Below are 18,322 nucleotides of genomic sequence, written 5' to 3' on the forward strand. Positions count from 1 at the left end.
CGTCACACCGCCCACGGGGCGGCTATCGTTTTTCTGTCAAGTCCCCTACGACCCAGTGGTCTTGAGGTGCGCGACGTGATGGTCTTCGCCTTCGCCGTGAGTGCCGCCTGCTGCCTGGGGGTCGGCTTCGTCTACCAGCAGAGCGCGGCGCAGCGGGCCCCGATGAGCGATTTCCTCTCCATCCGGCTGCTGCTCGACCTGGTCCGGATGCCGCAGTGGCTGGTCGGCATCGCACTGATGATCGCCGGAATGGTGCTCGGCGCGATCGCGCTGGGGCGGGGCGAGGTCTCCCTGGTGGAGCCGCTGCTGGCGACGAACCTGCTGTTCGCCATGGCCCTGTCGCGCTGGCGCACCCGGCAGCCGCTGGGCGCCACGGGCTGGTGCGGGCTGTGGCTGCTGGCCGGCGGGGTGACGGCCTTCATCGTCGCGGGCCGCCCGCACGGCGGCGACTCGGTCACCGACCCGCTGCGGCACTGGCTGATCATCGGCCTGATGGTGGGCTCGGCGCTGCTGCTCGCGACGGTCTCCAAGCGGCTGCGGATGAGCGTGGAGGCGGCGCTGCTCGCGGTGGCGGCCGGCCTGCTCTACGGCGTGCAGGACGCCCTCACCCGGGTCAGCGGGCAGCGCCTCGCGCACGACGGCTGGACCTCGCTGCTGGTGAGCTGGCAGCCGTACGGGGTGCTCGTGCTCGGCGTCACGGCGCTGGTCCTGGTGCAGAGCGCCTTCGAGACGGCGCCGCTGCGGCTGTCGCTGCCCGCCCTGACCGCGGCCCAGCCGCTGGCCGGTATCGCCTGCGGCGTGGGCTTCCTGGGCGACCGGCTGCGGACGACGCCGGGGGCGCTGGCCTGGCAGGCGGCGGGCCTGGTCGCGATCGTGGTCGGCATCGTGCTGATCGGACGGCATCCGGCGATGCCGTCCGGATCCGCGGAGCCGGACCGGGTGCGGGACCTCCAGCCCCACTGATCCGCTGCGCTTTGCCGACGGGTTTGTCTCCGGGTGCGGGTCCGTTGCCGCCTGCGGCGGGGGCGCCCTTCGGGCACGTCCTCAAACGCCGGACGGGCTGGATATGGCTGATGTGAGTGCGCATTCCAACCCGTCGCAGCCGCTGGTTGGATGGGCGCATGACCGATCTGCAGCCGCAGCCCGCGGACGAAGTGCTGGACATCGTGGACGAGCAGGACCGGGTGGTGGGCCGGGCGCCGCGCGGTGAGGCGTACGCGCGGGGGCTGCGGCACCGCTGCGTCTTCGTGCGGGCCCGGGACGCGCGGGGCCGGATCTTCGTCCACCGCCGCACCGCGCAGAAGCTCGTCTTCCCCTCGCGCTACGACATGTTCGTGGGCGGCGTCGTCGGGGCGGGCGAGTCCTACGACGAGGCGGCCCTGCGCGAGGCGGAGGAGGAGCTGGGCGTCAGCGGCCTGCCCGCCCCGACCCCGCTCTTCCGCTTCCTCTACGAGGCGCCGGGGCAGTCGTGGTGGTCGGCGGTGTACGAGGTCCGCTGCGCCGCGGCGGCCGTCTCGCCCCAGGTGGCCGAGGTGGCGTGGCACGCGTTTCTCTCCGAGGAGGAGCTGGAGGCTCGGCTTCCGGAGTGGGACTGGGTGCCGGACGGTTTGGCGGCGTATCGGTTGCTGCGCGAGGGTTTTTGACCGGGAGTGCCTCGGCGCCGCTGCGCCTGCGGCGGGCTTGTTCCCCAGCCCCGCCCCTTCCCGGCTGTGTCGATTTGCGGCTCCGCCGCGTGGGGGCTCCGCCCCGGACCCCGAACCGCGCTTCGCGCGGTGTCCTCAAACGCCGGACGGGCTGGAAATCCAGCCCGTCCGGCGTTTGAGGGCCGCCGTGCTACGGGACCGTCACCACGATCTTGCCCCGCGTGTGCCCCTCCGCGTTCAGCCGCTGCGCGGCGGCCGTCTTCTCCAGGGGGAACACCTCAGCCACCTCGACCGTGAGCGCGCCGCTCTCCGCCAGTTCCGTCAGGGCCGTGAGGTCGGCCGTGTCGGGGCGGACGAAGACGTAGCGGCCGCCGAGGCCGAGTACGGACGGGTCGGCGATGGAGGCGAGGCGGCCGCCCTCGACGAGGAGGCCCGGGGAGACGGTGAGCGCCTCGCCGCCCGCCAGGTCGAGCACGGCGTCGACGCCGGACGGGGCCAGGGCCCGTACGCGGTCGGCCAGCCCCTCTCCGTAGACGACCGGCTCCGCGCCGAGGCCGCGCAGGTAGTCGTGGTTGCGCTCGCTCGCGGTGCCGATGACCCGCGCGCCCAGGTGCTTCGCGATCTGGACGGCCATGGAGCCGACGCCCCCGGCCGCCGCGTGGATCAGCACGGTCTGCCCCTGTCCGACCCGGAGCGCCTTGACCAGCGACTGGTAGGCGGTCAGACCCGCGAGCGGGAGCCCCGCGGCCTGCTCGAAGGTCAGGTTGGCGGGCTTGCGGGCGAGGGTCCGTACGGGTGCGGCGACGTACTCCGCGAAGGTGCCGCGGGAGAGGAAGTCCTCGCGGACGTAGCCGATGACCTCGTCGCCGACGGCGAACTCCTGGACGTCGGCGCCGGGCTGCACCACCACGCCGGACACGTCCCACCCGGGGACGACCGGGAAGACGGCGTCCAGGGCCCCGTCGAGGTAGCCGGCCTGCGCCTTCCAGTCGACGGGGTTGACGGCCGCGGCCTTGACCTTGACCAGGACGGAGTCGGGGCCGACCTTGGGGTCGGGCAGCTCGCCGTACTCCAGGACCTCGGGTCCGCCGTAGCCGCGGTAGCTGATGGCCTTCATGGTGGTGCTCCTTGTGGGGGTGGGAGGCGGGTCAGGCGGTGGCGCGCGCGGTCTCAGCGTCCTTCGCGGGGGCGTGGCCCGCCACTTCGGAGCGCAGGGTGTGGATCTTGCGCAGCCCCAGCCCGGCGACGAGGGCGACCAGCAGGAGCGCCACGCCCGCGATGACGAAGGTCAGCGTGAACTGGCTCTCGGCGGGCAGCCTGGGGGCGCCCGGCGGCAGGTGCTCGATGCTCTTGGAGGCCAGCACCGTGGTGATCATCGCGCTGCCGATGGCGCTGCCGGTGGAGCGGGAGATGGAGTTGATGCCGTTGGCTATGCCGGTCTGGTGGTGCGGCACGCTGGAGACGATCACGGCGGGCATCGCGGCGTAGCCGAAGCTGATGGCCGCGCCGACGAGGATGCCGGCGGCGATGACCGAGAACGCGTGGTCGTGGTCGAGGGTGATCCACGCGAAGCCCGCGGTGCCGAAGAGCGAGGCGAGCAGCAGGACCAGGCGCGGGCCCTTGTGGCGGACGAGCTGGCCGCCGACGGGGGCGGCGAGCAGCGACACGATGGTGCTGGGCAGCAGGAATTCGACGGAGGCGCGCAGGACGCTGGCGTCGAAGCCGTAGCCCGCGATCTTCGACGGCATCTGCACGAGGTAGGAGACGCCGATGAAGAGGGCGAAGGAGCCGAAGCCGACGAGCAGGCCGGAGAGGTTGGCGAAGAGCACCGGGCGGTGGGCGAACATCTTCATGTCGACCAGCGGCTCGCTCACCTTGCGCTCGACGAGCGTCCACACCGCGGCCATCACGACGGCGCCGACGAAGCAGCCGATCGTACGGGCGGAGGACCAGCCCCACTCGTGGCCCTGGGTGATGGGCAGCAGGAGCAGGACGAGGGTGGCGGCGAGGCTGAGCGCGCCGAGGACGTCGGTGCGGCCGCCGGTGGTCTGCCGGGTGGCGGGCACGAGGAACACGACGGCGATCAGGGCGAGCGCGGCGAGGCCGGTGGCCAGCCAGAAGGCGCTGCGGTAGTCGGGGTTGTCGCCGGAGGTGAGCAGGCCGGTGGCGACGAGCGCGAGGCCGCTGCCGAAGGCGAGGGTGCCGCTGACCATGGCCATGGCGCCGGGCAGCTTGGCGGGGCGCACCTCCTCGCGCAGCACGGAGAGCGCGAGCGGGAAGATCGCGGTGGCGGCGCCCTGGAGCACCCGGCCGACGATCAGCCACAGCAGGGAGTGGGTGACGGCGGCGAGCACGGAGCCCGCGACCATCACGATCAGCACGCCGACGAGGGTCTTCTTCTTGCCGTGCTGGTCGCCGAAGCGGCCGAGCAGCGGGGTGAAGACGGCGGCGGAGAGCAGGGTGGCGGTCGTCACCCAGCTGACGTTGGCCGAGGTCGTGCCGAGGTCCTTCTGGATGAGGCCGAGGATCGGCACGACCAGGGTCTGCATCATCGAGACGACCATGGCGGCGAGGCTCAGGGCGAAGACGATGACCGTCTCGTTGCGTCTTCCGCCCTCGGTGGCGGGGGCTGGGGAGCTCATGCGGGGAATCCTCCGGATTGCTTCACGACATTGCTTCACGACGTTGATGCTTGAGATCGTCAAGCAACTGGGAAAGGCTAGGCCCAGATACTTCAGGTAGTCAAGTTAATGTTTCATTACCTCAAGCTCTTGAGTAGACTCGAGGCATGACCGCCACCTCCCCACAGCCCCCGACGAAGGCCCAGCTCCTGGAGCTGGTGGCGGCGCTCGGCACCGCCCAGTGGCAGGACTTCGCCGCCGCCGCGGCCCGCCAGGGCCTCACCTCCGTGCAGGCCAAGCTCCTCGCCCAGCTCAAGGGCCCGGTCCCGATGCGCGGCCTGGCCACCCTGCTGGTCTGCGACGCCTCCAACGTCACCGGCATCGTGGACCGCCTCGAAGCGCGCGGGCTCGTCCGCCGCGAGCCCGACCCGGCCGACCGGCGGGTGAAGAACGTGGTGGCCACCGACGAGGGCCACGAGACCATCCGCCGCGTGCGGGCCGAGATGCAGGCCACCCACACCGCCCTCGACGCCCTGGACGAGGAGGAGCGCACCACGCTCTACGGACTCCTGGAGCGGCTCCGGCCGGGCATGGAGCGGCGCGGCTGAACCGCACCCTTGATCACCTCGCGCCCGTATTCTGACGGGCAGTCCGATCCGCGCACCCCGCGCGGACGGCGAGGGGAGGCCCTTCGATGTCCACCAACACCACCGCGTCGCCCACCGGCACCGAAGCGACGGAGCCGTACACCGTCGGGCTCGCCCCAGGCGTCCGCGCGTTCGTCCAGCCCGACGGCGGCTGGTGCCTCAACAACGCCGGGATCATCGGCTCCGGCGGCCGTACGGCGCTGATCGACACGGCGGCGACCGAGCGCCGCGCCCGGCTGCTGCGCGAGATGGCCACGGCGCACGGCGCGGCGCCGCCCACGACCGTCGTCAACACCCACCACCACGGCGACCACACCTACGGCAACTGCGTCTTCCCCGAGGCCACGATCATCGGGCACACCGGCTGCCGCGAGGAGACCCTCGCCGTGGGCTTCCAGCTGCACGGCCAGTGGCCCCGGGTCGACTACGGCGACATCGCCATCACCCCCGCCTTCGTCACCTACGCCGACTCGCTCACCCTGCACGTCGGTGACATCGAGGCGCGGCTGATCCACCCGGGCCCGGCGCACACCATCGGCGACACGATCGTCCACCTGCCCGAGCAGGGCATCGTCTTCACCGGCGACCTCGTCTTCAACGGCGGCACCCCCTTCATCCCGATGGGCTCCCTCGCCGGGTCGCTGCGCGCCCTGGAGGTGCTGCGGGGCCTGGACGCCGAGAGAGTCGTGCCGGGGCACGGCCCGGTCACCGACCCGGGCGTCTACGACGTCCTCGAACGCTACTTCCGCTGGCTCCAGGACCTCGCCGCGACCGAGCACGCCGCCGGCCGCACGCCCCTGGAGGCCGCCCGCCGAGCGGACCTCGGCGAGTTCGCGCAGCTGCACGAGAGCGAGCGGCTGGTGGGCAACCTGCACCGCGCGTACGCCGAGCTCGACGGCCTGCCACTGGGGGCCCAGCTGGACCTGCCCCTGGTGCTCGGGGACATGAGGACGATGAACGGCGGACAGCCCCTCGTCTGCCACGCCTGACCCGTACCCCGGTGGCGGTTTGTCGCCAGGGGGTCTGGACGGCATACCGACCGGTCGGCATGATGATCCCGGACCGGTGCCGCGCCCGCCGCGGCCCCGGCCCCCACGCGTCCGCGGGCCCAATTCCCCATGGAGGAGCACTCGATGAGCAAGGGCAATCCCCCAGGACTCGACCTGGACCGGCTGCGGGGACACCTGGAGCGCGAGCTGCCGGGGCTGGTGCGCGGGCCGCTGAGCGCCGAGCTGATCGAGGGGGGCCGCTCCAACCTCACCTATGCCGTCACCGACGGCACCGGCCGCTGGGTGGTGCGCCGGCCACCGCTCGGGCACGTGCTGGCCACCGCGCACGACATGCGGCGCGAGCACCGGGTGATCAGCGCGCTGCACCCGACGGCCGTGCCGGTGCCGCGGGCGCTGCTGCTGTGCGAGGACGAGAGCGTCGTGGGAGCGCCGTTCTACGTCATGGAGTTCGCGACCGGCACGCCGTACCGCACGGCCGGGCAGCTCAGCGCGCTCGGCCCGGAGCGGACCCGCCGGGTCGTGCTGGGCCTCGCCGACACCCTCGTGCAGCTGCACGCCGTGGACCCGGCCTCGGTCGGCCTCGGCGACTTCGGGCGGCCGGACGGCTTCCTGGAGCGGCAGTTGCGGCGCTGGGGCAAGCAGCTCGACGCCTCCCGCAGCCGCGAGCTGCCGGGCATCGACGAGCTCCACGCGGCGCTGGCCAAGGCGCTGCCCGCATCGCCCGCGCCCACCGTGGTGCACGGCGACTACCGTCTCGACAACGTCCTCGTCGGCGCGGACGACACCGTCGGGGCGGTCCTCGACTGGGAGATGTCCACCCTCGGCGATCCGCTGACCGACCTCGGCCTGCTGGTGATGTACAGCGAGCAGCGGCCCGTGCCCGGCTCGCCCATCGCCACCACCCGCGACGCCCCCGGCCACCCGGAGCCTGCCGAGCTGGTCGAGCGGTACGCGGCGGGGTCGGGCCGCGACGTCTCGGCGCTGCCCTGGTACACCGCCTTCGCCTATTTCAAGCTCGCCGTGATCCTCGAAGGCATCCACTACCGCTACACCCTCGGGCAGACCGTCGGGGCGGGCTTCGACCGCATCGGGCAGCTCGTACCGCTCTTCATCGACAACGGACTCACCACCCTTCAGGAGGGCTGAGCACCATGGACTTCGCATTCGACGCCCGTACGGAAGAGCTGCGCGGCGAGCTGCTGGCCTTCATGGACGAGCACGTCCACCCCGCGGAGGCGACCGCCGAGGAGCAGCGGGCCGCGCTCGCCTCCCCCTGGGACACTCCCCCGGTCGTCGAGGAACTGAAGGCGGAGGCCCGGCGGCGGGGGCTGTGGAATCTGTTCCTTCCTGACGCGGAGTACGGGGCGGGGCTGACCAACCTCCAGTACGCGCCGCTCGCCGAGATCACCGGCCGCAGCCCGCACCTCGCGCCCACCGCCCTCAACTGCGCCGCCCCCGACACGGGAAACATGGAGCTGCTCGCCCAGTTCGGCACCGAGGAGCAGAAGAAGCGGTGGCTGGAGCCGCTGCTCGCGGGCGAGATCCGGTCGGCGTTCGCGATGACCGAGCCGGAGGTCGCCTCCTCGGACGCGACGAACATCGAGACGCGGATCGAGCGGGACGGCGACGAGTACGTCATCACCGGCCGCAAGTGGTACATCTCCGGGGCCATGCACCCCGGTTGCGAGATCTTCATCGTCATGGGGAAGACGGACCCGGAGGGCGCGGACCCGCGCCGCCAGCAGTCGATGGTCCTCGTCCCCCGGGGCGCGCCCGGCCTGGAGATCCGCCGCGCGATGCGGGTCTACGGCTTCGAGGACCATGCCCACGGCGGCCACGCCGAGATCGTCCTCGACGGTGTGCGCGTCCCCGCGGCGAACCTCGTCGGCGAGGAGGGCGGCGGCTTCGCCATCGCCCAGGCGCGCCTGGGCCCCGGCCGGATCCACCACTGCATGCGGCTGATCGGCATGGCCGAGCGCGCGATCGAGCTGATGTGCCGACGGGCGGTCTCCCGTACGGCCTTCGGCGAGCCGCTCGCCCGGCAGGGCGTCGTCCAGGAGTGGATCGCGGACTCCCGGGTCGCCGTGGAGCAGCTGCGGCTGCTGGTGCTCAAGACGGCGTGGCTGATGGACACGGTCGGCAACCGCGGCGCGCACACGGAGATCCAGGCCATCAAGATCGCGACACCGCGGACGGTGGTGGGCATCATCGACCGGGCGATCCAGCTGCACGGGGCGGGGGGCGTGAGCCAGGACTTCCCGCTGGCGGAGCTGTGGGCCGCGGCGCGGACGCTGCGCCTGGCGGACGGGCCGGACGAGGTCCATCAGCGGTCGCTGGCGCGGCGGGAGTTGAAGCGGTACGTCTGAGCTCCTCGGCCGCCGGACGGGCCGGGCCCGCCCGGCGGCCGAGGCGACAGCGTCAGTGCGCGCTGAACCTCACGCTGGAGAACGTCGCGTCGGCCCGCTTGCCGCGGGTGAGGCGGTGCGAGGTCCCGTCGCACTTCTTGCCGGCGTAGACGGTGGCCGGGCCCGCCGTCCCGTTGTACGGGCTGCGGGCCTCCTGACTCATCGTCAGGCACTTGCCGTCCGGCGGGTTATCGACGAAGAAGGGCTTGCCCTTGGGGCCCACCCAGGAGAACTGGCCCTCCGAGGCGACGGCCGGGCCCGTGGGCACGGTCAGGGCGAGGGCGAGCCCCGCGAGGGCGACGACGACAGGACGGAAAAGGCGCATCCCTGATCCTTTTTCTCGACAGCGGACGAATGGGCCGAAAGCCCTTCATCCGCTCAACGACGTCCGGCGCCGCACGACACGCTTCAGGGGCGCAGGGCGCGCAGCAGCAGGTCCGCCAGGTGGTCCGCGACCTGGGCCGCGCTCAGGGCGCCGTCCGGGCGGTACCAGTTCGCCAAGTGGTGGACGGAGCCGAAGTGGTAGTCGACCACGAGGTCCGCGGGGGTGCCCGCGCTGAAGACGCCCGCGCGCTGGCCCTCCTCGACCAGGGCGCGGAAGCGCTCGTGGTAGCGGCGCCGTTCGGCCCGTACCTGCTTGTGCTTCTCCGCGCCCAGGTGGTGCATCGAGCGGAAGAAGATCTTCGTGTCGTCGAGGTTCTCGATGGTGGTGACCACGACGTCCGCGGCGGCGTCGCGCAGCCTGCGCTCCACGGGCGCGTCCGCGCACGCGAAGGCGTCCAGCCGCTCCTGCTGGAGGCGCAGCACCCGGCCGTAGACCTCGTGCAGCAGGTCGTCCTTGGAGCCGAAGTAGTGGTAGAGGGCGCCCTTGGTGACGCCCGCCGCCTCGACGATCTCCTGGACGGACGTGCGGTCGTAGCCCTGGTCCGCGAAGAGCCGGGTGGCGGCGGCCAGCAGCCGCTGCGGCACGGGTCTCGCGCCGCCGTCCGTCGTCCCGGCCGTCACCGTCCTGGTCATGCGCCGCCACCTGTCTTCCCTTGTCGTGCCCGGTCCGCGGCCTCGTCGCGCAGCTCCCGGCGGAGGATCTTGCCACTGGTCGTCTTCGGCAGGTCCGCGAGGATCCGCACCTCGCGCGGGGCCTTGTACGCGGCGAGCCGCTCCCGGCAGTGCGCGATCAGTTCGGCCGCCGGTGGCGCGGTGCCGGGGCGGAGGCTGACGTACGCCATGACGCTCTCGCCGCGGTAGTCGTCCGGCACCCCGACGACGGCCGCCTCCCGGACGGCGGGGTGGGTGTAGAGGACGTCCTCGACCTCGCGGGGCCAGACCTTGAACCCGGCGGCGTTGATCATGTCCTTCTTGCGGTCGACCACGTACAGCCAGCCGTCGGGGTCCATGAAACCGATGTCACCGGTGCGCAGTTCCCCGCCGGGGAGGGCGCCCGCGGTGGCGTCGGGGCGCCGCCAGTAGCCGGGGACGACCTGGGGGCCGCTGACCACGATCTCGCCGTGGCCGCCGAAGGGCACCTCCGCGCCGCGCTCGTCCACGATGCGCACGAGCGTCCCGGGGCCGGGCACGCCGACGGCGAGGGTGCCGGAGGCGGGGTCGACCGGGGCCTCGGTGCCGGGCGGGACGGAGGCGGTGGTGGCGGTCGTCTCGGTGAGGCCGTAGCCGTTGTGGAGGTAGTGGCCGAAGGCGGTGCGGAACCGTTCCACCAGGGCGGGCGGCAGCGGCGCGCCGCCGGAGGAGACCAGGCGGAAGGACGCGAAGTGGTCGCGGCCGGCGCCCGGTTGTGCCATGAGGGCCATGAAGGCGGTGGCGGGGCCGATGGTGTAGGCGGGGCGGTGTTCCAGGAACGCGTCGAGCACCACCCCGGCCTCGAAGCGGTGCGCGAGCGCGAGCGTGCCCGCGTTGACCAGGCAGGAGCCGAGCTCGGCGACCATGCCGGTGATGTGGAAGAGCGGGGCGAGCGCGAAGTAGGTGGATCCGTCGGGCAGTCCGGAGCCGATGCGTGCCCGCTCGGCGTTGTGGGCGATGTTGCCGTGGGTGTTGACGGCGCCCTTGGGGGCGCCGGTGGTGCCCGAGGTGTAGCTGATGAGGGCGGGGTCCTGGGGGCCGAGGCCGGGGTCGGCGGGCGGGCGGGCCCCGGAGCGCGCGACGGTCAGCAGGTCCTCGGCGCCGTCGGGTGGCGGCACGCGCTCGCCGCGCAGCACCCGGGCGTCGTCGCGCGTCTGGAGGCCGAACGGGCAGGCGGTGAGCGCGATGCGGACGGCCGAGCCGGCCGCCGCGTCCCGCAGGAAGGCCGCCCAGGCCCGGTCCTCGCAGATCAGCGCGGTGGCCCCCGAGTCGTCGAGGATGTGCCGGACCTCGCCCGCCTTGAACATGGGGTTCATGGGGACGACGGTGCCGCCGGCCTTCCACACGGCGAGGACGGCGAGCACGAAGTGCGGGGTGTTCTGGAGCATGACCGCGGCCCGGTCGCCCCGCCGGAAGCCGGAGGCCACGAGGGCGCCCGCGAGCGCGCCGGACAGCTCGTCGGTCCGCCGGTAGGTCAGCCGCCCGTCGAAGTAGGCGAGCGCGCACCGGTCCGGGGCGCGCCGCACGGTGGCGCGGAAGGCGTGCAGGACGGTGGGCGGCGGGGTGCCGGGGACCCGCTGGGCGGGGCTGAGGCGCGCGAGCCAGGGGGTGTCCCGGTAGGAGGGGGCCATGGCTTACATCCGGCCCTGGCCGGGCACCTCTTCGAGCCTGCGCTGGAGGTGGTTCATGCCGCGCAGCCAGCGGTCGGGGTCGGTGGCGCGGGCCGCGTAGTAGTCGGCGACCTCCGGGTGCGGGAGGATCAGGAAGCGGTTCGCGGCCATGCCCTCGAAGAGGGCGTCCGCGACCTGCGCGGGCTCGATCGCGGTGGGCACGAGCACCAGCTCACCGGCCGCGCCGGTGCCGCGCAGCATGTCCGTGCGCACGCCCTGCGGACAGATGGCGTGGACGTCGATCCCGCAGTGGCGGTAGGTGAGGGAGAGCCATTCGGCGAAGGCGAAGGCGGCGTGCTTGGAGACGCTGTACGGCGCCGAGCCGAGCATGGTGAGCAGCCCGGCGGCGGAGACGGTGGCGACGAACCGGCCGCTGCCGCGGTCCAGCCACTCGGGGAGCAGCTCACGGGCCGCCCGCACGTGCGCCATGACGTTGACGTCCCAGGCGGCTTCCCACAGGTCCTCCTCCGCCTCGGGTCCGCCCGCGGGGGCGACGCCCGCGTTGGCGCAGTAGATGTCGACCCGGCCGCCGAGCGCCTCGCGGGCGGCCGGGACCACGGTGGAGGCGTCGCCGGGGACGGCGGTCGCGCCGATCTCCTCGGCCACCGCCCGGGCCTTGTCGACGTCGAGGTCGTTGACCACGACGCGGGCACCCTCGGCGGCGAACCTGCGGGCGAGCGCGGCGCCGATGCCGCCGCCCGCTCCGGTGACCACAACTCCCGCGTCCCGCACTGTGCCCACGCTGACGTCTCCCTCGCTCGGCTGCACGGGCAGACTAACCAGTCGGTATGTGAGGGCGGAAGGGGGCGTCGGGTGCGGGGGTGGGGCTGGCCCCACCCGGGAAGGGGGGCGCACCGGATGGTGGCGGGTGCGCCCCGGAACGGAGGGTGACCGGGAGAGTTCCGATCGATCTCCTGGAGTGTTCCCCATGGTTTCCGCACGGCTTTCCCGCCGGTCCGCGCTCGCCCTCCCGCTGCTGGCCGCGCTGGGCACGCTCGCGGCGGAGCGGCCGGCCGCGGCGCGGCCCGTTCCCGCCGACCCGGTGTCCGCACTGACCCGCGCCGCCCGTCCGCTGCGCACCACGGACCCCACGGGTGACCTGCGGGACCTGCGGCCGCTGGGCGCCATGGTGGGCGATGCCAAGGTGGTGGGGCTGGGCGAGGCGACGCACGGCTCGCACGAGTTCTTCACCAACAAGCACCGCGTCTTCCGCTACCTCGTGGAGGAGAAGGGGTTCACCACCTTCGCCCTGGAGGCGAACTGGAGCGCGGGCGTGCGGCTCGACGACTATGTGCTGCACGGCAAGGGCGACGCGCGGCAGATCATGCGGGAGGAGTTCCAGAACTCGTACCGCATGTGGAACACCCGCGAATATCTCGACCTGATCGAGTGGATGCGCGCGTACAACACGAGCCACGCGAAGAAGGTCCGGTTCATGGGGGACGACGCGGCCTACGCGGGGCCCGCGCTCTTCGACAAGGTGACCGACTACGTCCGCGCCCACCACCCCGCGCTGCTGCCCCGCTTCACCGAGCTGTACCGCGTGCAGCGGCCCGCGCCCGGCACCGGCGTGGACGGCTACATGAACGACTACCTCAAGCGTCCGATGGGCGAGCGGCGCGCCATGGCCGACAACGCGCGCGAGGCCCTCGGCCTGCTGTCGCGGCAGCGCCCGGACGGCAGCCGGGACGACTTCGCGTGGGCGGTGCAGCACGCGCGGGCCATCGCGCAGGTGGCGGGGATGTACGAATTCGACCTGGACGACCCGAAGCAGGTCGCCGACTGCATGCGCTACCGGGACGAGACGATGGCGGCCAACACCGTCTGGTGGCAGGAGCGGACCGGACGGAAGATCCTGCTGTCCGCGCACAACGCGCACGTCTCCTACGTGACCGACGACCCGAAGAACTACCCCAAGGTGCAAGGGGCCTTCCTGCGGGACCGGCTGGGCCCGCGCTATGTGAACGTGCGGCTCACCTTCGACGCGGGCTCCCTCAACGCCATGCAGGACGGGCAGCCCACCCGCGTCGTCACCGTCCCGCCGGCCGCCCCCGGCAGCAACGAGTACACGCTCGACAAGGTGCCCCACCGCAACTACGTCCTCGACATGCGGACGGCACCCGCCGCCGCGCGGGCCTGGCTGGACGTGGCACGGCCGACGCGCAACATCGGCACGGACTATCCGACGCCGGAGTACCAGACCGCGCTGGGCCGCGCGTACGACATCCTCATCCATCTCCACCGCATCCGGGCGGCGGACCTCCTGGCTCCCTGAGCCCCGTGCGGCACGGGAGTGTGAAACCGTGCCGCACGGCTGGACAGGCCCCCTTGACAGCGGGACGATGCCCGCGCATCTGGCCGCACAAGGGGGACCTGCCATGCCGGACATGAGTGTGGAGCCTTACTGGGAGCTGACGTTCGACAAGGACGGGGACGTGGATCCGGCCGAGCGGGACGCCCTGGTGCAGGGGGTCGCGCGGGCGGGCGTCACGGACCTGGTGGTGTTCGCGCACGGCTGGAACAACGAGCGGTCGACGGCGACCCGGCTGTACGACCGGTTCTTCGCGCCCTTCCCCGGCCTGCTCACCGGGGCCGCGGGCGGGAAGCGCCTCGGCTACGCGGGGGTGATCTGGCCGTCGATGGACTTCCCCGACGAGCCGATCCCCCACTTCCCGTCCTCAGTGGCTGCCGCGGCCCCGCCCGGGGCCGGGCTCGATCCGGCCACCCGGGACGCGCTCGTGCGCATCCTGCCGTGCGAGGAGGCCGTGGTGGACCGGCTGTCGGAGCTGCTCGCGCAGCGGCCCGAGGACCCGGCGCGGCTGGAGGAGTTCGTCTCCACCGCCCGCGGGCTGGTCGCCGACCCGCCGCCGGGGGTGCCCGACCTGGGGCCGGGCCCGCTGCCCGCGATCCTCACGGCCGACGCGCGGACGGTGTGCGAGAGCTTCTCCGCCGCGCTGGCGAGCATGGGCGCCCTGCCGTCCGACCTGCTCGGCAGCGGCCTGAAGCGGCTGTGGCACGGGGCGTACGAACTGCTGCGGCAGCTCTCGTACTACACGATGAAGCGGCGCGCGGGCGTCGTCGGCGAGCACGGGCTCGGCCCCTTCCTCGGCCTGCTGGCCGGTTCCGGCACGGGGGTGCGGACGCATCTGGTGGGGCACAGCTTCGGCGCGCGGCTGGTGTCGTTCGCCCTGGGCGGGCTCCCGGACGGCGCCTCGCCGGTCTTCTCCGTCACGCTGCTGCAGGGGGCCTTCTCGCACTACGCGTTCGCGACGAGCCTGCCGTTCGCGAGCGACCGGGGCGGCGCGCTGAGCGGGCTGTACGACCGGGTGAACGGGCCGTTGGTGTGCTGCTATTCGAGCCACGACACGGCGCTCGGGGTGCTGTACCCGCTCGCGTCCCTGGCCTGTGGGGACGACGACTCGGTGCTGGGCCTGGACGACACCCGCTGGGGCGCGCTGGGGCACGACGGCATGCAGTCCGTGGACGCCTGCGCCGGGCTCCCCATCGCGCGGGCGCCGGCCGGCGGGCTCCCGGCGTACGGCTGTGTGAACGTCGACGCCTCGGCGGTCGTCGCGCACGGCGGGCCGCCGTCGGGCGCGCACGGCGACATCTGCCACGAGGAGCTGGCACGCGTGGTCCTGCTGGCCGGGGGCATCACGCGCTGAGCGCCCCGGAACCGTACGCGCCCGAACAGGGCGTCCGCCGCGCGGAGGTCGCGGATCCGCCACCTCCGCGCAATCTCCCACCCGCCCCACATCTGTGCACGACTTCGGGGTAGCAGAGCGGAGTCGGCGGCGTGGCACGTCCCGATGGATCCGAATCGCGACGCGTTACGTCCCTTCCATGTCGATCCGAGTCCGCGCAGTCGGAGGTGGGATGCAGTGGCCGGTTTCAGAGCACTCGCACGAGAGGTGCGCAATCCACGGAACTCCATCGCTTTGCGACGGACCTCCCTGCGCAAATGTCTCGAACGCTTCGCCCCCTACGGGCACCGGGCGACCTGGCACCACCTGTGCGCCCTGGCGGGGCTCGACCCCGAGGACCGCGCCCCCGATCCGGCCCGGCTGATCGCGGCGCTGACCGAACTGGAGGAGGCCCGCGCGGTCTGGCTGGCCCATGAGGCGTCCTTCGCCGACCGCCGCAAGCGCGAGAAGCACGACGGCATCCGCCAGCCCTGCGGGGTGGACGACTGGCACCGCAACACCTGGGGCGGCTGTGACGTCGTGCCCTGTGTGAGCCCCATGGTGTATCCCGCCCCGCGGCTCGCCGACGTCCTGCGCCGGGTGATCGCCGCGATGGAGACCGGACCCGGGGACGCCTGCCCGGTGTGCCGCCAGGAGCAGCTCGAATGGCGCTCCGACCTGGAGCGTTACCCCTCGGAAGGGCCCGTCTGCACGGACTGCGGCATCGTGGTGCCGGTGCCCGTGCTCACCGCCGGGGCGCTGGCGGCCGCGCGGCGCCGTACGTTCGAGGACCGGTACGCGGTGGTGTGACCGCGCGGAGCAGGAGGTGGTGACCGCCGGCCGTCCGTGGTGCGAGGATGCGGCGCACACGGCTTTTCCGGGCGACGAGAAGGCGGACGGCATGGCGCAGCTGCACGATCTGACCGCGTTGGAGCAGGGTGCGGCGGTACGGGCGGGACAGGTCTCGCCCGTCGAGCTGACCGAGCACTACCTGGAGCGCGTCGACCGGCTGGACGCGTCGGTGGGGGCGTTCATCACGGTCACCCCGGAGATCGCCCGGAAACAGGCGGCCGACGCCGAGAGCGAGGCGGCGGCCGCCCGCCGCGAGGGGCGCGCGCTGTCCCCGCTGCACGGGGTGCCGGTGCCGGTGAAGGACCTCAACTTCGTCGCGGGCGTGCGGTGCACGCTGGGGTCGGCGACGCTGACGGACCACATACCGGCCGTGGACGACCACGTGGTGACGCGGCTGCGCGCGGCGGGGACGATCCTGCTGGGGAAGACCAACACCCCGGAGTTCGGCCTGCCGTCCCACACGGAGAACGACATCGCGCCGCCCGCCCGCACCCCGTGGGACCTCACCCGGTCCGCGGGCGGCTCCAGCGGCGGTGCGGCCGCCGCGGTGGCGGCCGGGCTCGCGCCGCTCGCGCACGCCAGTGACGGCGGCGGCTCGATCCGCATCCCGGCGTCGGTGTGCGGGCTCTTCGGCATCAAGCCGAGCCGCGGCAGGGTGAGTTCCGGCCCCGTGCTGCACGACGTCACCGGGCTCGCCACCTCCGGGCCGCTGGCCCGCACCGTCGCCGACGCGGCGGCGCTCCTCGACGTGCTCGCGGGCCCGGAGCCGGGCGACCCGTACGGCGTGCCCCCGCTGCCGGCGGGCGAGACCTTCGCCGACCACGCGCGGCGCGCCCCGCGGCCGCTGCGGGTGGTGCAACTGGCGGGACCCCCGGTGCCGGGCGTGGAGGTGCACCCCGACTGCCGCGCCGCGGCGGACGAGGCCGCCGCCCTGCTGAGGGATCTCGGCCACGAGGTCGAGGAGCTGTCCCTGCCCGCCGACCCGGCGCTCGCCGAGGCGTTCACGCGCGTGTGGGGGGTGCTGGCGGCGGTCCAGCCCGTACCGGACGCCCGCGCCCACCTGCTCACGCCGCTCACCCGGCATCTGCGCGAGCGCGGCGAACAGGTCGGCGGGCCGGAGCTGGCGCGGGCCCTGTACGCGCTGCGCAAGTTCACCCAGCTGGTGGCCGACGGCCTCCAGACACCGGGCACCGGCTACGACGTGATCCTCACCCCGACGCTCGCCCGGCCGCCGTTGCCGGTGGGGGCGCTGCGCAACGACGACGACCCGGCGGCGGAGTTCGCGAGCCTGGTCCCCTTCACGCCCTTCACCCCGCTGTGCAACGCGACCGGGCAGCCCGCGGTGAGCGTGCCGCTGCACTGGACCGCGCAGGGCCTGCCGATCGGCATCCAGCTCGCGGGCCGGTACGGGGACGAGGCGACGCTGATCTCGCTGTCGGCACAGCTGGAGTCGGCCAAGCCGTGGGCTGCGCGGCGACCTCCGATGTGGTGACCCGGGGCTTCTGGGGGCAAGCCCCCAGACCCCCTGCCGCGGCTCCGCCGCGTGTCCTCAAACTCCCCCAGCTACTGCTGGGAGGTGCCCCCACGGGCTTGATTCAGCTGAAGTTGGGTGCGCAATCCGGCCCGTCCGGGGTCCGGGGCGGAGCCCCGGCCGCGGGCCGACCGCCCTGGCTGTCCGACGGGCCCCGGCCCTCCACCAGCAGGCGGGAACCGCTGCCGAGCCTTCCTATGGCGTCGTCCGGGTTGGAGAGCACACAGCTCTTCAGCGAGAGGCACCCGCACCCGATGCAGTCGTCCAGGTGGTCCCGCAACCGGCCGAGCTGCTCGATCCGCCGGTCGAGCTCCTCACGCCACAGCTCCGAAAGCCGCGCCCAGTCCTCCCGGTTGGGGGTGCGCCCGTCGGGCAGCCCGTCGAGCGCGTCACGGATGGTGGCGAGCGGGATGCCGACGCGCTGCGCGGCCCGGATGAAGGCGACGCGGCGCAGCGCGTCACGGTCGTAGCGCCGTTGGTTGCCCGCGGTCCGGCGGCTGCTGATCAGGCCCTTGGTCTCGTAGAAGTGCAGCGCGGAGACGGCCGCGCCGCTGCGCGCGGACAGCTGTCCGACGGTGAGTTCATGGACCTCGAAAGGAATCTGCGGCACGCGTCCGACCTTACGTCAGCGGTGGGCGTTGACATCGTGACGAGGGCCGAACATTCTGAGCAAGCGCTTGGAAACAATGGTCGTGCACGGGAGGCAGCGGCATGGCGGAACCCCGGATCTTCTCCTCGTCCGACGAGCTGCGGGCGGCGGTCGGCGAGGAGCTCGGCCCGAGCGACTGGCTGGAGGTGGACCAGAAGCGGATCGACCTCTTCGCGGCGGCGACCGGGGACCACCAGTGGATCCACGTGGACCCGGAGCGCGCGGCGGCGGGCCCGTTCGGCACGACGATCGCGCACGGCTATCTCACGCTCTCCCTGCTGCCGTCCCTGGTGCCGCTCCTGATGCGGATCTCGCCCGTGCGGATGGGCGTCAACTACGGGCTGAACAGGGTCCGTTTCCCCGCTCCCGTGCCGGTCGGCTCGCGGCTGCGCGCGCGGGCGGTGATCACCGGGGTGTCCGAGGTCGAGGGCGGCGTCCAGCTGACGACGGCGGTGACGGTCGAGCGCGAGGGCGGCGACAAGCCGGTGTGCGTGGCGGAGTCGGTGAGCCGCTTCACGTGGTGAGGGGCCGTCCGGG

General features: G+C 73.2%; 18 protein-coding genes. 11 read left to right on the forward strand and 7 right to left on the reverse strand.

The window, feature by feature from the left end; all coding sequences use genetic code 11:
- Positions 1 to 78: 78 nt before the first annotated feature.
- The gene (locus tag DXZ73_RS11705) at positions 79 to 963 is read left to right on the forward strand and encodes a DMT family transporter (RefSeq protein ID WP_116210939.1); all 885 of its coding nucleotides are present in this window, start codon (positions 79 to 81) and stop codon (positions 961 to 963) included.
- A 158-nt stretch (positions 964 to 1,121) separates the two neighbouring features.
- A complete protein-coding gene (locus DXZ73_RS11710; RefSeq protein ID WP_116210940.1) occupies positions 1,122 to 1,643 on the forward strand; it encodes an NUDIX domain-containing protein in 522 nt (173 codons plus the stop codon).
- A 190-nt stretch (positions 1,644 to 1,833) separates the two neighbouring features.
- On the opposite strand, the gene DXZ73_RS11715 is transcribed toward DXZ73_RS11710, so the two are convergent.
- Together DXZ73_RS11715 and DXZ73_RS11720 are read right to left on the reverse strand one after the other, a co-directional pair.
- Positions 1,834 to 2,760 (reverse strand): NADP-dependent oxidoreductase, encoded by a 927-nt coding sequence (locus DXZ73_RS11715; protein WP_116210941.1) that lies wholly within the window; start codon positions 2,758 to 2,760, stop codon positions 1,834 to 1,836.
- Positions 2,761 to 2,791: 31 nt separating this feature from the next.
- On the reverse strand, positions 2,792 to 4,285 hold the full coding sequence (locus DXZ73_RS11720; protein WP_116210942.1) for an MFS transporter: 1,494 nt from the start codon (positions 4,283 to 4,285) through the stop codon (positions 2,792 to 2,794).
- Between the two features lie 146 nt (positions 4,286 to 4,431).
- Here DXZ73_RS11720 and DXZ73_RS11725 point away from each other — a divergent pair, with 146 nt between their 5' ends.
- The 4 genes from DXZ73_RS11725 to DXZ73_RS11740 all read left to right on the forward strand — a co-directional run bounded on the left by DXZ73_RS11725 (position 4,432) and on the right by DXZ73_RS11740 (position 8,287).
- On the forward strand, positions 4,432 to 4,872 hold the full coding sequence (locus DXZ73_RS11725; protein WP_116210943.1) for a MarR family winged helix-turn-helix transcriptional regulator: 441 nt from the start codon (positions 4,432 to 4,434) through the stop codon (positions 4,870 to 4,872).
- 86 nt (positions 4,873 to 4,958) lie between these two features.
- Complete coding sequence (locus DXZ73_RS11730; RefSeq protein WP_116210944.1) at positions 4,959 to 5,900, forward strand: MBL fold metallo-hydrolase; 942 nt, start codon at positions 4,959 to 4,961, stop codon at positions 5,898 to 5,900.
- Between the two features lie 144 nt (positions 5,901 to 6,044).
- Positions 6,045 to 7,067 (forward strand): phosphotransferase family protein, encoded by a 1,023-nt coding sequence (locus tag DXZ73_RS11735; RefSeq protein WP_116210945.1) that lies wholly within the window; start codon positions 6,045 to 6,047, stop codon positions 7,065 to 7,067.
- Positions 7,068 to 7,072: 5 nt separating this feature from the next.
- A complete protein-coding gene (locus tag DXZ73_RS11740; protein WP_116210946.1) occupies positions 7,073 to 8,287 on the forward strand; it encodes an acyl-CoA dehydrogenase family protein in 1,215 nt (404 codons plus the stop codon).
- A gap of 52 nt (positions 8,288 to 8,339) precedes the next feature.
- Here the strand turns inward: DXZ73_RS11740 and DXZ73_RS11745 are convergent, their stop codons facing one another.
- The 4 genes from DXZ73_RS11745 to DXZ73_RS11760 all read right to left on the reverse strand — a co-directional run bounded on the left by DXZ73_RS11745 (position 8,340) and on the right by DXZ73_RS11760 (position 11,811).
- Positions 8,340 to 8,651, reverse strand: coding sequence for a hypothetical protein (locus tag DXZ73_RS11745; protein ID WP_116210947.1), 312 nt, complete (start codon positions 8,649 to 8,651; stop codon positions 8,340 to 8,342).
- A gap of 83 nt (positions 8,652 to 8,734) precedes the next feature.
- Positions 8,735 to 9,343, reverse strand: a complete 609-nt coding sequence (locus DXZ73_RS11750; RefSeq protein ID WP_116210948.1) for a TetR/AcrR family transcriptional regulator — start codon at positions 9,341 to 9,343, stop codon at positions 8,735 to 8,737.
- On the reverse strand, positions 9,340 to 11,031 hold the full coding sequence (locus tag DXZ73_RS11755) for a class I adenylate-forming enzyme family protein (RefSeq protein WP_116210949.1): 1,692 nt from the start codon (positions 11,029 to 11,031) through the stop codon (positions 9,340 to 9,342). Before DXZ73_RS11755 ends, DXZ73_RS11750 begins: the two co-directional genes overlap by 4 nt.
- Before the next feature lie 3 nt (positions 11,032 to 11,034).
- Positions 11,035 to 11,811: an SDR family oxidoreductase gene (locus tag DXZ73_RS11760; protein WP_116210950.1), complete on the reverse strand. Its 777-nt coding sequence runs from the start codon at positions 11,809 to 11,811 to the stop codon at positions 11,035 to 11,037.
- 187 nt (positions 11,812 to 11,998) lie between these two features.
- On the opposite strand from DXZ73_RS11760, the gene DXZ73_RS11765 reads away from it, so the two are divergent.
- From DXZ73_RS11765 to DXZ73_RS11780, 4 genes are all read left to right on the forward strand, one after another.
- Positions 11,999 to 13,345 (forward strand): erythromycin esterase family protein, encoded by a 1,347-nt coding sequence (locus DXZ73_RS11765; RefSeq protein WP_116210951.1) that lies wholly within the window; start codon positions 11,999 to 12,001, stop codon positions 13,343 to 13,345.
- 103 nt (positions 13,346 to 13,448) lie between these two features.
- Complete coding sequence (locus tag DXZ73_RS11770; protein WP_205519155.1) at positions 13,449 to 14,735, forward strand: serine-threonine protein kinase; 1,287 nt, start codon at positions 13,449 to 13,451, stop codon at positions 14,733 to 14,735.
- A 216-nt stretch (positions 14,736 to 14,951) separates the two neighbouring features.
- Positions 14,952 to 15,563 (forward strand): hypothetical protein, encoded by a 612-nt coding sequence (locus DXZ73_RS11775; RefSeq protein ID WP_116210953.1) that lies wholly within the window; start codon positions 14,952 to 14,954, stop codon positions 15,561 to 15,563.
- A gap of 91 nt (positions 15,564 to 15,654) precedes the next feature.
- Positions 15,655 to 17,097: an amidase gene (locus tag DXZ73_RS11780; protein ID WP_116215554.1), complete on the forward strand. Its 1,443-nt coding sequence runs from the start codon at positions 15,655 to 15,657 to the stop codon at positions 17,095 to 17,097.
- Positions 17,098 to 17,200: 103 nt separating this feature from the next.
- Here DXZ73_RS11780 and soxR read toward each other — a convergent pair whose 3' ends face one another.
- Positions 17,201 to 17,746: a redox-sensitive transcriptional activator SoxR gene (gene soxR / locus DXZ73_RS11785; protein WP_116210954.1), complete on the reverse strand. Its 546-nt coding sequence runs from the start codon at positions 17,744 to 17,746 to the stop codon at positions 17,201 to 17,203.
- A gap of 101 nt (positions 17,747 to 17,847) precedes the next feature.
- On the opposite strand from soxR, the gene DXZ73_RS11790 reads away from it, so the two are divergent.
- The gene (locus DXZ73_RS11790; RefSeq protein WP_116210955.1) at positions 17,848 to 18,309 is read left to right on the forward strand and encodes a MaoC family dehydratase; all 462 of its coding nucleotides are present in this window, start codon (positions 17,848 to 17,850) and stop codon (positions 18,307 to 18,309) included.
- The last annotated feature ends 13 nt before the right edge of the window (positions 18,310 to 18,322 follow it).

The organism is Streptoverticillium olivoreticuli subsp. olivoreticuli, assembly GCF_003391135.1.
Classification (GTDB): Bacteria; Actinomycetota; Actinomycetes; order Streptomycetales; family Streptomycetaceae; genus Streptomyces; species Streptomyces blastmyceticus.

Excerpts from the sequence above, each read along its gene's own strand:
- DXZ73_RS11705 (WP_116210939.1), top strand. The coding sequence starts at position 79 with ATGGTCTTCGCCTTCGCCGTGAGTGCCGCCTGCTGCCTGGGGGTCGGC.
- DXZ73_RS11710 (WP_116210940.1), top strand. The coding sequence starts at position 1,122 with ATGACCGATCTGCAGCCGCAGCCCGCGGACGAAGTGCTGGACATCGTG.
- DXZ73_RS11715 (WP_116210941.1), bottom strand. The coding sequence starts at position 2,760 with ATGAAGGCCATCAGCTACCGCGGCTACGGCGGACCCGAGGTCCTGGAG.
- DXZ73_RS11720 (WP_116210942.1), bottom strand. The coding sequence starts at position 4,285 with ATGAGCTCCCCAGCCCCCGCCACCGAGGGCGGAAGACGCAACGAGACG.
- DXZ73_RS11725 (WP_116210943.1), top strand. The coding sequence starts at position 4,432 with ATGACCGCCACCTCCCCACAGCCCCCGACGAAGGCCCAGCTCCTGGAG.
- DXZ73_RS11730 (WP_116210944.1), top strand. The coding sequence starts at position 4,959 with ATGTCCACCAACACCACCGCGTCGCCCACCGGCACCGAAGCGACGGAG.
- DXZ73_RS11735 (WP_116210945.1), top strand. The coding sequence starts at position 6,045 with ATGAGCAAGGGCAATCCCCCAGGACTCGACCTGGACCGGCTGCGGGGA.
- DXZ73_RS11740 (WP_116210946.1), top strand. The coding sequence starts at position 7,073 with ATGGACTTCGCATTCGACGCCCGTACGGAAGAGCTGCGCGGCGAGCTG.
- DXZ73_RS11745 (WP_116210947.1), bottom strand. The coding sequence starts at position 8,651 with ATGCGCCTTTTCCGTCCTGTCGTCGTCGCCCTCGCGGGGCTCGCCCTC.
- DXZ73_RS11750 (WP_116210948.1), bottom strand. The coding sequence starts at position 9,343 with ATGACCAGGACGGTGACGGCCGGGACGACGGACGGCGGCGCGAGACCC.
- DXZ73_RS11755 (WP_116210949.1), bottom strand. The coding sequence starts at position 11,031 with ATGGCCCCCTCCTACCGGGACACCCCCTGGCTCGCGCGCCTCAGCCCC.
- DXZ73_RS11765 (WP_116210951.1), top strand. The coding sequence starts at position 11,999 with ATGGTTTCCGCACGGCTTTCCCGCCGGTCCGCGCTCGCCCTCCCGCTG.
- DXZ73_RS11770 (WP_205519155.1), top strand. The coding sequence starts at position 13,449 with ATGCCGGACATGAGTGTGGAGCCTTACTGGGAGCTGACGTTCGACAAG.
- DXZ73_RS11780 (WP_116215554.1), top strand. The coding sequence starts at position 15,655 with ATGGCGCAGCTGCACGATCTGACCGCGTTGGAGCAGGGTGCGGCGGTA.
- DXZ73_RS11790 (WP_116210955.1), top strand. The coding sequence starts at position 17,848 with ATGGCGGAACCCCGGATCTTCTCCTCGTCCGACGAGCTGCGGGCGGCG.